12 protein-coding genes and 1 pseudogene are annotated in these 12,507 nt (G+C 59.6%); 4 read left to right on the top strand and 9 right to left on the bottom strand.

All coding sequences use genetic code 11. The annotated features are described in order from the left end of the window. Window positions 1-134 (bottom strand): annotated as a pseudogene (locus AC07TV_RS20635) (electron transfer flavoprotein subunit beta/FixA family protein); the annotation flags it as partial. A 113-nt stretch (window positions 135-247) separates the two neighbouring features. Between AC07TV_RS20635 and AC07TV_RS20640 the strand changes: the two are divergent. Beyond that, a complete protein-coding gene (locus AC07TV_RS20640) occupies window positions 248-871 on the top strand; it encodes a TetR/AcrR family transcriptional regulator (RefSeq protein ID WP_494650253.1) in 624 nt (207 codons plus the stop codon). On the opposite strand, the gene AC07TV_RS20645 is transcribed toward AC07TV_RS20640, so the two are convergent. The 8 genes from AC07TV_RS20645 to AC07TV_RS20680 form a co-directional block, all read right to left on the bottom strand. Then, complete coding sequence (locus AC07TV_RS20645) at window positions 868-1,461, bottom strand: ABC-type transport auxiliary lipoprotein family protein (RefSeq protein WP_494650254.1); 594 nt, start codon at window positions 1,459-1,461, stop codon at window positions 868-870. The two genes, AC07TV_RS20640 and AC07TV_RS20645, sit on opposite strands and share 4 nt — an antisense overlap. A gap of 1 nt (window position 1,462) precedes the next feature. Continuing rightward, window positions 1,463-2,389: an MlaD family protein gene (locus AC07TV_RS20650; RefSeq protein WP_494650255.1), complete on the bottom strand. Its 927-nt coding sequence runs from the start codon at window positions 2,387-2,389 to the stop codon at window positions 1,463-1,465. Window positions 2,390-2,398: 9 nt separating this feature from the next. Beyond that, complete coding sequence (locus AC07TV_RS20655; RefSeq protein ID WP_494650256.1) at window positions 2,399-3,154, bottom strand: ABC transporter ATP-binding protein; 756 nt, start codon at window positions 3,152-3,154, stop codon at window positions 2,399-2,401. Window positions 3,155-3,156: 2 nt separating this feature from the next. After that, window positions 3,157-4,257: an ABC transporter permease gene (locus tag AC07TV_RS20660; RefSeq protein WP_494650257.1), complete on the bottom strand. Its 1,101-nt coding sequence runs from the start codon at window positions 4,255-4,257 to the stop codon at window positions 3,157-3,159. Further along, entirely contained in the window at window positions 4,254-5,756 is a 1,503-nt protein-coding gene (ppx, locus tag AC07TV_RS20665) for an exopolyphosphatase (protein WP_494650258.1), read from the bottom strand. The genes AC07TV_RS20660 and ppx overlap by 4 nt, the downstream gene beginning before the upstream one ends. Window positions 5,757-5,951: 195 nt before the next feature. Beyond that, window positions 5,952-7,844, bottom strand: a complete 1,893-nt coding sequence (locus AC07TV_RS20670) for a propionate--CoA ligase (RefSeq protein ID WP_494650259.1) — start codon at window positions 7,842-7,844, stop codon at window positions 5,952-5,954. 47 nt (window positions 7,845-7,891) lie between these two features. Continuing rightward, on the bottom strand, window positions 7,892-9,007 hold the full coding sequence (locus tag AC07TV_RS20675) for a GGDEF domain-containing response regulator (RefSeq protein ID WP_494650260.1): 1,116 nt from the start codon (window positions 9,005-9,007) through the stop codon (window positions 7,892-7,894). Between the two features lies 1 nt (window position 9,008). Then, on the bottom strand, window positions 9,009-10,004 hold the full coding sequence (locus AC07TV_RS20680; protein ID WP_494650261.1) for an oxidoreductase: 996 nt from the start codon (window positions 10,002-10,004) through the stop codon (window positions 9,009-9,011). 119 nt (window positions 10,005-10,123) lie between these two features. On the opposite strand from AC07TV_RS20680, the gene AC07TV_RS20685 reads away from it, so the two are divergent. The 3 genes from AC07TV_RS20685 to AC07TV_RS20695 all read left to right on the top strand — a co-directional run bounded on the left by AC07TV_RS20685 (window position 10,124) and on the right by AC07TV_RS20695 (window position 12,476). Next, window positions 10,124-10,633 (top strand): C40 family peptidase, encoded by a 510-nt coding sequence (locus AC07TV_RS20685; RefSeq protein ID WP_494650262.1) that lies wholly within the window; start codon window positions 10,124-10,126, stop codon window positions 10,631-10,633. A gap of 116 nt (window positions 10,634-10,749) precedes the next feature. Continuing rightward, window positions 10,750-11,766 (top strand): Fe(3+) ABC transporter substrate-binding protein, encoded by a 1,017-nt coding sequence (locus tag AC07TV_RS20690; RefSeq protein WP_494650263.1) that lies wholly within the window; start codon window positions 10,750-10,752, stop codon window positions 11,764-11,766. A gap of 65 nt (window positions 11,767-11,831) precedes the next feature. Continuing rightward, entirely contained in the window at window positions 11,832-12,476 is a 645-nt protein-coding gene (locus AC07TV_RS20695; RefSeq protein WP_494650264.1) for an ankyrin repeat domain-containing protein, read from the top strand. Window positions 12,477-12,507: the final 31 nt, after the last annotated feature.

Raw genomic sequence — 12,507 nt, forward strand, 5'->3', positions numbered from 1 at the left:
TCTTCGATGGCGATTTCGTCGAAGGGGTTCATGCTCATCTTGACGTTGGCCAGATCCACTCCGGAACCATCTGCCTTCACACGAACTTTGACGTTGTAATCAACGACACGTTTTACGGGTACGAGAATCTTCACCAGCATCTCCTTTTCGGTTCGACTTTTTTGAATTACTGCCGCCTGTTTGACAGACGATCACTCAATCAGCACAATGACCATACTGTGTCGTATGGAAACGCATACGGTAGCGTATGGAAAACAAACCTGTCAAGCCCTTGATTAGATCCTCATCCGTCAAACCCCGCAAGCGGGCCGCCGTAACACGCACGCAACTCGACCCCGAACGCTGGGTTGATGAGGCTATCGACGTTCTGGCGAAAGAAGGTGTCACTGGTTTGCGCGTCGAGGTGCTGGCCAAACGTTGCGGCGTTACCAAAGGCAGTTTCTACTGGCATTTCAAGGATCGGCAGGCGCTGCTTGATGCCGTTCTCGAACAATGGAAAATCGGCCGCATTCGCGACATCGAAAAAACGACTTCAGTTACCGCCGGCAATGAGCGCCAGCAATTGCACTACGCCATCGAAGTGTACGGCGCCAGCCGAAACCGCAAGGGCATGTCGATCGAACTGGCCATTCGTGACTGGGCGCGCCACGACTCGCGGGCCGCGGCAGTCGTCGAGGCGGTAGACCTTTATCGACTGGAATGCACGCGTAAATTATTTGTTGAATCAGGCATGTCGGATGCCGAGGCCAAGAGCCGCAGCTTATTGCTCTACGCTTGCGTATTCGGACTGTCGCTGATGCATTACACGCACTTCGACGACAATCTGGCAGATCTCAAACAACGCATCGCCGACCGAATCATTGCCAGCTAGCCAGCGCAAATACCAGCACCTTGCGACGTTTCCCAAGCCAGCAGATCTGCGGCCAATTGCTCCACGGTAGCCGTCAAGGCGCTGACGCCACCGCGCGCATCGTGACTGACCGCCATTTTTTCGATTCTCAAATCCAGCTCGGCCAACTGGCGACGCGACTGGTCGAGCAAAACGACACGTCCTTGCAGCACGCCCTTGCTGCTTTCCGGACTGGCGAACAACTGGCTGAATTCGGTAATTTCCAGACGCACGAGGCAACGCGCCTGCCCTTGCCCGGAAATTGAATAATCGAGTTGCTGCATCAATCGCTGCTGAATCATTTGCGCCGGCGGTCCGGCCCAGCGCGCCCGGGCGTACTCGCGCAAACGCGCGACATCGACGTAGGCCAGCCGATAATCGATACCCAGCGAATCGAACCACAATGGCGCCCGCACCTCCAGCGCCATAGGCTGCTTGCGCGGCGCGGCCAGCAGGCTCATTGGCGCCGGACCAAAATCATAGACGGCCAGCGCGCTATCGCCGCCGCGCTTGCCAGCCGTGAAACAGGCTGACAGCAGGCCGCAAAGCAGCAGGGAAAGCAACCAGCGCATCTTATTTCTCCCCGCCCGGATTGAAGCCGGCTTCGCCCGGACCGGGCAACTGGGCTGGCGCGCCAAAGACCAGGCCTTGCGGCGTATCTTCGAGAACACGAAGAACGCGGCTCAACTGGCGCGAGGTCAGCGAGAAATCAGTGGCGAGTTCGTTTAGGCGCGGCATCAGGGCCGAGGTTCCACCAGCCGAGGCATCGCCGATAGCGACATCGAACTTGTCGGTGGCCACCTGCATTTTGCCGATCAGGACACGAGTATCGGCCAGCAGGGGCTGAACCTCTCCAGCCGCCTGCGACAAATTCCGGATATTGCGGTCGTCGAGCAGCTTATTGACCTGCAACAGCGTCGTGTTGAGGTTTTCGAGAACCGGCTTCATGTTGCCGGAGGCTGCTTCAAGATTGGCCAGCGTCGCCTTGAGGAGAGCGCGATTTTCATCATCCAGCGAGGCGTTGGCGCTCGCCATCAGTTGACGCGCCTGCTTGAGCGTAGCCATGCCGGTTTCACCCAATTCCTCGAGCAAGGAGGGAATCATCGTGATGCGTGGCGGCTGCGCGTCGTTTGGCGCCAGCGGCTCGTTGTCCTTGCCGGTTTCCAGCAGGAGGATGTGAGCCAGGCCGGTGACCCCCTGATAGTTCAGTTTGGCCACGGTCCCTTTGGTCAGCGGCACATCGTCGTTGACCGAGATGGTCACCAGAATGTTGCTGTAATCCTCGGGATCGAGGCGGATGTCGCTGACCTTGCCGACGCGGATGCCACGATAGCGGACCTGCGCCTGCGGGTTCAGGCCACCGATATTCTGCTTGGTAACGACGATGTATTCGTGCTCAGAGTCCTTGCTGTCGCTCAGCCAATACACGGCCAGCAGCGCAGCCACTCCGAGGAGTAGGGCAAAGAGACCGGCAGCGAAGGCGTATGACTTGTTTTCCATGGATGCCAATTAAAGCAGCTTCCGGCGGTCTGCGCCAAAAAAGCCGGTAACAAACGGATGATCGACTGTCATGACCTCGGCTTTCGGACCAAAGGCAATGATGTGCTGATCGGCCAGCACGGCGACATGGGTGGCCAGCCCGGCCAGGGTGTTGAGGTCGTGGGTGACCATGACAACGGTCAGGCCGAGTTCGCGCTGCAGATCGCCGACCAGTTCAACGAAATTCTGGCTACGGTCGGGATCGAGGCCGGCCGTCGGCTCATCGAGCAACAGCAGTTCGGGCTCGAGCGCCAGGGCGCGGGCGAGCGCAACGCGCTTGACCATGCCACCGGAGAGTTCGGCCGGCATCAGTTTGCCGTGGTCCGGCTCCAGCCCGACCATCGCCAGCTTGAGATGGACCAGGCGGCGAATCCAATCGGCGTCGAGACAACGCAGTTCGCGTAGCGGAAAGGCGATATTGTCGAAGACCGACAGGGCCGAAAACAGGGCGCCTTGCTGAAACAGCATGCCGAGACGCCGACGCAGATTGCGCTGCATCTGGACATCCGGGTCATTGAGATCGATACCGAACAGGCGAACGCTGCCGGAATCCGGCCGCAACAGGCCGAGAATTTCGCGCAACAAGGTTGTCTTGCCGCTACCCGAACCGCCGAGCAAACCAACGATCTGCCCCTCCTCGACACGCAGCGAAAGATCGCGATGAACAGCTTTTCCGCGGAAACTCACGCCAACGCCGTTCAGTTCGATGACAGGTAACGGGCTCATGGCTAGGGCACACCAATGTTCCGTGTGAACACGGCGAAAACTGCATCGAAAAGAATGACCGTGGTAATCGCCGTCACCACGGCACTGGTCGTATTGGCCGACAGGCTCTCGGTATTGGGTTTGACGTGCAGGCCGAAGTGGCAGGCGACGACGGCGATGACGAAGCCGAAGACAACCCCCTTGCTCAGGCCGATGACGAGATTGGAGACCGGCACGGCGCGCGGCAGGTTGTCGAGAAAATAGACGAGGGACAGGTCAAGCTGAAGTAGCGCGGCCAGCATGCCTCCGAAGAGCGCCACGGCGGAGGTCCACAGCACAAGCAGAGGCATTGCCACGGTCAACCCGAAAATTTTGGGTAAAACGATACGGATGCTGCGCGAAATGCCCATCGTCGACAGCACGTCGATTTCCTCGGTTACCCGCATCACGCCGATTTGCGCCGTCATCGCCGAACCGGAACGACCGGCGACCAGCACGGCGACGAGCACCGGCCCCAACTCGCGAATGATCGAGATGCCGAGAATATTGACGATGAACAGATCGGCCCCAAAGCTCTTGAGCTGCAACGCCGACAGATAGCTGATCGTCACCCCGATCAGGAAGCCAACCAGCGCGGTGACAGCCAGCGCCTGCGCCCCCGACTTGTAGACATTGGCGGTAATTTCTTTCCAAGGCACATCCTGCGGATGGCGGAAGAGATAGGCCGTATCGAGCAGCAACTGGCCGAACATGGCGATCATGCCGCGCAGGTTGACGACAGCCTTGAGCACCAGGGCACCGACGAGTTCGGGGAACCGGGCTCGGGGTCTGGCCAGTGCCGGAATTTCCAGAGGCAATTCGGCCACCCGCTGAAGCACCTGCCGGTGGAGTTTCCCAGCGATCAGTCCAGGCGGCCACGTCGCCCCCCAGGTACGCCACAACAGGACGGCTGCAGCACTATCCAGCCGCGTTACCGGCGACAAATCCCAGTGTTCGATACCGCTTGAACAAGCTGCCAGATCGGCCTGCAAGGCCGGCATTTGAGGCAGCATTTCGGCTAGCGTCCAGCAACCGGACAGCACCACTCTCCCCGGCTCGACCAGCAAGCACGGGGATTCGCTCATGCAATTTTCCTCGTCGGCTTAGAGTGGAGGATGTAGTCCCGCCCAAGCTGTTTCCAGACGCTGGCCTCTTCGCCGAAAGCGGCGGCTGTCCACGGATTGGCGGCCAGCCAGTCAGCAGGGACTTCGATAACATAGCCGTTTGCCCCACGGCTGGCGCGCCAGGCAGGAATGGCCCGGTCATCGCGCGTACGGTGCAGCAGGACCGCCAGGCGCAGGCAGAAAATGAGGTCCCAGGCGCTGTCGACCGCGGGAATCGCCCCCAGTTTTTCGAGTTTGCCGCGATGGCCGAGTACCACCATGGCCAGCCGCGCCTGATCCTTCTTGGAGAAGCCTGGCATGTCGGCGTAGGTCAGGATGTAGGCGCCATGCTTGTGATAGGCGTTGTGCGCCACGGAAATGCCGATTTCATGCAGGCGGCAGGCCCACGACAGGAACTGGACATCGGCCTCGCCCGGCACGCCGTCAAACAACTGGGTCAGCGCCGAGAGCGCCGTCGCTTCGACCCGCTCGACCTGGTCGCCTTCGACCTGATAGCGCCGACGGAACTGGGCCACGGTCGAATCCCGCATATCGTGATGATGAAAGCGGCCGAGCAGGTCGTAGAGCACGCCCAGGCGCAAAGCCCCGTCGGCATAGGACATTTTTTCGATGTTGAGCTCTTCGAAAATCGCCGACATGATCGCCACGCCACCCGGGAATACCGGCAGGCGGTCGCCCTTGACCCCGGGCAGGTCGAGCGCTTCGGCCGAACCGGCCTTGATGAGCAGATTGCACAGCTTGTCCAGCCCGACCCGCGTGATGCCGCTTTCGTTGTTCGGATTCAGGCCGTTCAGTTCGAGCACATCGGCAATCGCCCGCGCCGAACCGGAGGAGCCAATGGCCTCCTTCCAGCCCAAGCGCTGATAATCGGCCGCAATCAGCTCGATTTCCTTGGCGGCCGCCACCTGCGCCTCGCGCAGGCGCTTGCGGTCGATCTTGCGATCGGGGAAAAAACGCAGCGTGTAGCTGACGCAGCCCATGTACAACGACTCCATGAGCTGTGGCTCGTGACGCTTGCCGATAATGAATTCGGTGGACCCGCCGCCGATGTCGATGACCAAGCGCTTGTGCGCCGCCGACGGCAGTGAATGGGAGGCGCCGATGTAGATCAGGCGAGCCTCTTCGCGACCGGCGATGACTTCGATGGGGAAGCCGAGCGCCTCTTCGGCCAGCGGCAGGAACTCGAAGGCATTCTTGGCTACGCGCAGCGTATTGGTCGCCACGGCCCGCACCGCCCCTTTGTCCAGCCCACCCAAGCGTTCGCCAAAACGGCGCAGCGCGTCCAGGGCGCGAGCCTGGGCCGGCGCATCGAGGCGCTTGTCAGCCATCAATCCGGAGGCCAGGCGAACCGGCTCCTTCATCGAATCGAGCGTGTAAATCTGGTTATCCACCACCCGCCCGACCTGCAGGCGGAAGCTGTTGGAGCCCAGATCGACGGCGGCAACGGTTTCGTAAATCATTTTTCAAAAACCACAGAAAGCTTCAGTTGGCGGGCATTCTACCACCCGACCCTCGGACGGATTGTGACGCCGAAGCAAACGCCGTCATTGCGCAGACTTCCACGGTCAACCGGAAAAAATGGCTAAAATTGAAATGGCGCACGTAAAAAAGCCCGCCGATTCGCATCGGCGGGCTTGATAAGACGAGAACGACGCTTAGCTGGCCAGCGCGTTCTTGATCTGCTCCAGCGTCGACGGATCGTCGATGGTCGTCAGATCGCCCGGATCACGGCCTTCAGCCAGCGCCTGCAGCGAACGGCGCAGCATCTTGCCGGAACGGGTCTTGGGCAGACCGGTCACGAAATGCACACGGGCCGGACGGCCAATGGCGCCGAGAATGCTGTCGACCGTACCGAAGACTTCCTTCTCCAGCGCCTTGATCAGTTCCGGCGATGAAAGCTTGGAGGCATCCTTAACGACAGCGAACGCCATCGGCACCTGGCCCTTGAGCTTGTCCTCGACACCGACCACGGCCACTTCGGCGATCGCCGGGTGGTTCTGGATGGCTTCTTCGATCTCACGGGTGCCCAGACGGTGACCGGCAACGTTGATCACGTCGTCAGTCCGGCCAAGGATGGTGAAGTAACCGTCTTCATCCTTGATCGCCCAGTCGTATGAGGAATAAACCAGCGGCTCCTTGAACAGGGTGAAGTAGGTGCTGACAAAACGGTCGTCCTGGCCCCAGACGGTGGACAAACAGCCGGGCGGCAGCGGCGGAATGACCGCGGCGATGCCCTTCTCGTTGGCACCGCAAACCGAGCCGTCTTCGCGGAAAATCTGCAGGTTGTAGCCATAGACCGGGAAGGACGGCGAACCGTACTTGATCGGGGTCTGCTCAACGCCCGGCAGCGCGGCCAGCATCGGCCAGCCCGTTTCGGTCTGCCAGTAGTTGTCTATGACCGGCTTTTGCAGTTCGGTCATGAACCACTCATGGGTCGGCTGATCAAGCGGCTCGCCAGCCATGAAGATGTGCTTGAGTGACGACAGATCGTACTTGTGCATGAAGGCCGGATCCTGCTTCTTCAGCACGCGAGCCGCGGTCGGCGCCGAGAACATCACGGTGACCTTGTATTTCTCGACGATCTTCCACCAGATGCCGGCATCCGGACGCAGCGGCGTGCCTTCGTACATCACGGTGGCCATGCCGGCGATCAGCGGGCCATAGATGATGTAGGAGTGACCGACCACCCAGCCAATGTCGGAGGTGGAGAAGAAGGTTTCGCCTTCGCCGCCGCAGTAGATGTGCTTCATCGACGAAGCCAGCGCCACGGCATAACCGCCGGTGTCGCGCTGGACGCCCTTCGGCTTGCCGGTCGTGCCGGAGGTGTAGAGGATGTAGGACGGCTCGGAAGACTCCAGCCATTCGCACGGCACCTTGGCATCCATGAACTTGGCGCGTTCGGTAGCGTAATCGACATCGCGACCGGCAACCTTGTTGAAAGCCTTGTCCAGACCACGATCGACCATCAGCACCTTGGCCGGCTTGTGTTCGGCCAGCTCGATGGCTTCGTCGAGCAGGTGCTTGTACGGAACCGCCTTGCCGCCACGCATGCCGGCGTCGGACGAAACGATCAGCACCGGCTTGGCGTCGTCGATGCGGGTGGCCAGCGAACCGGAGGCAAAGCCGCCGAAGACCACCGAGTGGATGGCGCCAATGCGCGTTGCGGCCAGGATGGCAAAGGTTGCCTGGGCGATCATCGGCATGTAGATCAGGACGCGGTCGCCCTTCTTGACACCGAGACTCTGGTATATCGCCGCCATGCGCTCGATTTCGCGCTGCAGTTCGGCAAAGCTGTAGACCGTTTCTTCATCGGTTTCGGTCGAAATGAAGATCAGCGCCCGGTCGTTCGGACGCTTGGCCACGTGACGGTCAACCGCGTTGTGGCACAGATTGGTCTTGCCACCGACGAACCATTTGGCAAACGGCGGACGGGAATAGTCGCACACCTGGGTGAACGGCTCCTTCCAATCCACGAGTTGGGCCTGCTCGGTCCAGAACTCGTTCGGTTTTTCGATGGAATACTGATGAAACTCCTTGTACGTCGCCATAAAAATCCCTCTAGCTAAAATTCCTGCACAACAAAATACAGAACGGACTAATTATTTTGAGATTTCCGTTCACTCAAAAGACGTTCAATCTCTGCCACGGGCAAAGCCAAATCGAGTTCCTGATTCATCAGTTTCATCAACGGCAACAAGCGCTCGGCCAGCGACGGTAGATGCGGAATCACCGGCGCCAACCGATTGGCGGCCAGCAACTCCAGCGCGTGGTGAATGGAAATCGGCCTCGAGGCAGGCGAGACGCCGCCTGACTCTGTTCGGTTCCCCCCCGCCCGCATGGCGGCATGCATGCGCTCACCGGCCAGATCAAGCAGCGCCCCGGCCGAAGTCACCAAATCGGTCGGCACACTGGCCAGGCCGACACTGACCGTCAGCGCTACGGTCTGCCCCTGAACCGACAAACGCGCCACCTCGACCGCTTCGCGCACCCGTTCGGCAAAAGTCGCACAAAACGCCGGAGCAGTCCCCGGCGAAACAACTGAATACTGCCCGGCGCCAAAATGGCCCAGGCTGTCTTCCTGGCGCATCTTGGCACTCAGCATCTTGGCAAAGCGGTTACCGACTTCCTCGGCAACCAGACTCCCAAGCCGCTCGCACATCTTTTCGTAGCCATCGAAGCCAAGCACCATCACGCTGACATCGACGCCATGTCGGGTGGCATGAGACATCGCCTGAGCCGCCTGCAATTCCAGATATTTTCTGGTAAACAACCCGCTGGCCGGATCCTGAACCATATGCTCGCGACTGGCATCAAGATGTTCCTTGGCGTCAGTCAAGACCAGCAAGTTATTCAGACGGGTCAAAAGCTCCGTACACCCCGCGCCCTTGGTGACGAAATCGGAAACGCCAAGCGCCTTGGCCTTGGCCCGCTCCTCCTCGGTTTCCTCGCCGGAAACCAGAATGAACGGCAATTGCTGCAAGCGTCGCAGCTTCGACGTGCGGACGCGTTCCAGCAACTCGTAACCATTCAGTTTCGGCATCTGCAGATCGGATATCACAGCGCAAATGGAGTGATCGAGCACCAGCGTCTGCCACGCCGCTTCGCCGTCACCCTCCTCCCGAACCTCGTACTGCCCCTTCAAATGCTGAATGAGCGATATTCTGACCACCCGTGAGTCATCGACCACCAGAATGCGCGGCAACTCGGCCACGTCAGCCTCCGCCAATGTCCACCACCACTCGCCCCTTGGCCTGTCCGGCAATGTAATCACCGAAAGTGGCCGGCAGATCGTCAAACGGAATCCGGCGCGACATCGCGGCCAAATGTGGTGGACGCAAATCGCTGGCCAGACGTTGCCAGACACCGCTCCGATAAGGCTCCCGGATATAGCCCGAATCGACGCCGAGCAAGGAAACCCCACGCAGGATAAAAGGCGCCACCGTCGTGTTCAGCGACATGCTGGCCGCCAGCCCGATGCTGGCGATAGTGCCGCCCTGCTCCATGGTGCTGGCGATCCAGGCCAGAACATCCCCCCCGAGATTGTCCACGGCCCCCGCCCAGCGCGCCCGATCCAGCGGCCTGATTTTCGACAGGTCCAGACTCTGGCGCAGCATGACCTCGGCGGCCCCCAGGCCACGCAAGTAATCCGCTTCGCTCTCCTTGCCGGTCAGCGCCACCACGTGATAACCAATCCTGGCCAGCATATCGACCGCCAGGCTACCGACGCCGCCGGTGGCGCCGGTGACGATGACCGGCCCCTTGCTCGGTCGCAAACCGTTTTCTTCCATGCGGACAATGGCCAGCGCCGCGGTAAACCCGGCGGTGCCCAAGGCCATCGCATCATAGAGCGACAGGCCGGCCGGCAACGGCACCACCCAGTCACCCGGCACCCGGGCGAATTCGGCATAGCCGCCGTGATGCGCGACGCCGATATCAAAACTCGTGGCAATCACCGGATCGCCCGGCTTGAAGCGTGCATCGCCACTCTCGATCACCGTTCCGGAGAGGTCGATGCCCCCGACGCATGGAAAGCGCCGAATGATCTTGCCGGCCCCCGTTGCGGCCAGCGCATCCTTGTAATTGATGCTCGAATAGGCAACCTTGATCGTCACGTTCCCGGCATCAAGCCCGCTTTCGTCCATCTGGACAAAGCCACTGCTCACCTTGCCATCGCATTCTTCAATCAGCAGTGCCTTGAAGGAATCCATGTTTGCCTCGCGCCTTGGGAACGAAATTGTATTCATAATTACAGACTATGAACATAGTTGCAGATGCTGAATTTTCATCGCCTTTACAGCCGACTACTTTTCAAATATATTTCGCCGCTATGCATAAAGTACTGGTTTCGCTTCTGCTCGCCTCCTCGCTGCTCGTCGGCGGGATCAGTGCGCCATCGGCAGCAGAATCGATTCGCAAGCCAGAAGAACAACAGTCATTTTTTGAACGTTACACCAACGCCGCTCAGGATGTCATCCTGCAAGGTCTGAAGCTGGTTGGCGTTCGTTATCGCTGGGGCGGCAACGACGAAGACAGCGGTCTGGACTGCAGCGGTTTCGTCCGTCTGGTGTTCAAGGACAGCACCGGCACCTCGCTACCACGCACCGCCCGCGAAATGAGCGAAGTCGGCCAGCAGGTCGATGCCAACCAGTTGAAGCCAGGCGATCTGGTCTTTTTCAACACCATGCGCCGCACCTTTTCGCACGTCGGCATTTATCTCGGCGACAACCATTTCCTGCATGCTCCGCGCAAAGGCGCCGAAGTACGCGTTGAAAGCATGGAGAGCAACTACTGGATGACCCGCTACAACGGGGCGCGACGAATACTCGAAGGTAACTAGACGAAAGCGGCTTCGAGCCGCTTTTTTTACACCCAAAGAAGATAATCATTCTCATTTACATATTTTCCCGCAGCAAGTAAACTGAGGCCATTCTCATATCCTGCCGGAGTTCCTGCATGAAGCTGATGCCCGCCCTGATCGCCGCCGCAACTTTTACCGTTGCCTGCCCTGCGTTTGCGCAGGAAAAGATCCTCAACCTGTATTCCGCCCGCCACTATCAGACGGATGAGGCACTCTATGCCAACTTCACGCAACAGACCGGCATCAAGATCAACCGGATTGAAGGCAAGGAGGATGAACTTCTCGAGCGGATCAAGAACGAGGGTGCCAACAGCCCCGCCGACATTTTCCTGACCGTTGATGCAGCCCGCCTGGCCAAAGCGCATGAACTTGGCCTGTTTGCTCCGATTTCGTCCAAGCTGCTCGAATCACGCATCCCGACCCACTTGCGCACCGAAGACTGGTTTTCGTTTTCGACACGGGCGCGGGTAATCGTTTACAACAAGCTCGCAGTCAAGCCGGAAGACGTGCAGAACTACGCCGACCTGGCCAATCCGAAGCTCAAAGGCAAATTCTGCTCGCGTTCCGGTTCGCACCCCTACAACCTGTCGCTGATGGCATCGATCATCGCTCACCAAGGCGAAGCCAAGGCTGAAGAACTGGCCCGTGGCATGGTCGCCAATTTCGCCCGCGCCCCGAAGGGCGGCGACACCGACCAGATCAAGGCGGTTGCCGCCGGCGAATGCGGCGTCGCCATTTCGAATACCTACTACGTGGCTCGCCTGCTCCGCTCGACCAAGGTGGAAGAACTGAAAATGATGGAGCGGGTCGGCATCGTCTGGCCGGACCAGAGCGGAAATGGCGCCCACATCAACGTTTCCGGCGGCGGCGTGCTGAAGACTGCGCCGCATCGCGAAGCGGCCATCCAGTTCCTCGAATACCTGGCCTCCGATCAGGCGCAGCGCTATTTCGCCGATGGCAACAACGAATGGCCTGCGGTCGACAGCGTAAAAGTGGCGAATCCGGCATTGGATGCCATGGGCAAGTTCAAGGCCGATAAATTGCCAGTCAAAGATCTGGCCATGTACCAGACCAAAGCCCAGATCATTTTTGACCGGGCCGGATTCAAATAACGCCAGTTCTCGCCAAAGCCCCGGCAATTCCCTACAATTCCCGGGGCCTACGGGATAACTGGAATATGACGGTCAAAGGTTTTACAAGAAATAAACTGATTGACGCTATCCACTCTGGCAGCTTGAGTGATGTGCTCAATGCGCTGGACGACGGCGGTGACATCGAACTGCCCGACATGCACGGCTACAGCGGCTTGCCGCTACGTACGGCCTGTTTTGAAGGGAATCTGGCGATCGTTCGCGAGTTGCTGAATCGTGGCGCCAATCCAAACGCCATCGCCAGCGATGGCCCGGGAGCGCCACTGCGCCTGGCTTTGAGAAAAGGGCATCAGGACATTACCGATCTGCTGCTGCAAAAGGGTGCCACACCTCCCGACGGCATGGTTCTTCCCGCTGTGATCCTGGATGTGCCGAGCGTCCCGTTGCCCGACGAAATCACCAAGTCCATCGAGACCAGGCCGGACAACGTCATCGAATTTACCCACTCCATCGCCCCTCCACCGTCCGGAGAAGCGATTTATCCGCCACTTCCCGACAGCAAACCTGGCAACCTCATCGAATTTTCGTCTTCCGACTTACCCCTCTCGGCCGACGAAGCGGAGGAGCCGAGCCACTTCGGGACCGATACCAGCCTGCTGAGCATGGACCTGCTTTTTCTCGAAGAAGACGACAATCCGGACGCCTCGCCGCAGCCGCCAGAGAAACACTAGCGATCTGCCTGGTTCTCAACCAAAAACGGAG

The organism is Azonexus sp. GW821-FHT04F04 (genome assembly GCF_059420025.1).

Coding starts and splice junctions, on each gene's coding strand:
- AC07TV_RS20670 (WP_494650259.1), bottom strand. CDS start 7,844: ATGGCGACGTACAAGGAGTTTCATCAGTATTCCATCGAAAAACCGAAC.
- AC07TV_RS20690 (WP_494650263.1), top strand. CDS start 10,750: ATGAAGCTGATGCCCGCCCTGATCGCCGCCGCAACTTTTACCGTTGCC.
- AC07TV_RS20645 (WP_494650254.1), bottom strand. CDS start 1,461: ATGCGCTGGTTGCTTTCCCTGCTGCTTTGCGGCCTGCTGTCAGCCTGT.
- AC07TV_RS20685 (WP_494650262.1), top strand. CDS start 10,124: ATGCATAAAGTACTGGTTTCGCTTCTGCTCGCCTCCTCGCTGCTCGTC.
- AC07TV_RS20680 (WP_494650261.1), bottom strand. CDS start 10,004: ATGGATTCCTTCAAGGCACTGCTGATTGAAGAATGCGATGGCAAGGTG.
- AC07TV_RS20695 (WP_494650264.1), top strand. CDS start 11,832: ATGACGGTCAAAGGTTTTACAAGAAATAAACTGATTGACGCTATCCAC.
- AC07TV_RS20660 (WP_494650257.1), bottom strand. CDS start 4,257: ATGAGCGAATCCCCGTGCTTGCTGGTCGAGCCGGGGAGAGTGGTGCTG.
- AC07TV_RS20640 (WP_494650253.1), top strand. CDS start 248: ATGGAAAACAAACCTGTCAAGCCCTTGATTAGATCCTCATCCGTCAAA.
- AC07TV_RS20655 (WP_494650256.1), bottom strand. CDS start 3,154: ATGAGCCCGTTACCTGTCATCGAACTGAACGGCGTTGGCGTGAGTTTC.
- ppx (WP_494650258.1), bottom strand. CDS start 5,756: ATGATTTACGAAACCGTTGCCGCCGTCGATCTGGGCTCCAACAGCTTC.
- AC07TV_RS20650 (WP_494650255.1), bottom strand. CDS start 2,389: ATGGAAAACAAGTCATACGCCTTCGCTGCCGGTCTCTTTGCCCTACTC.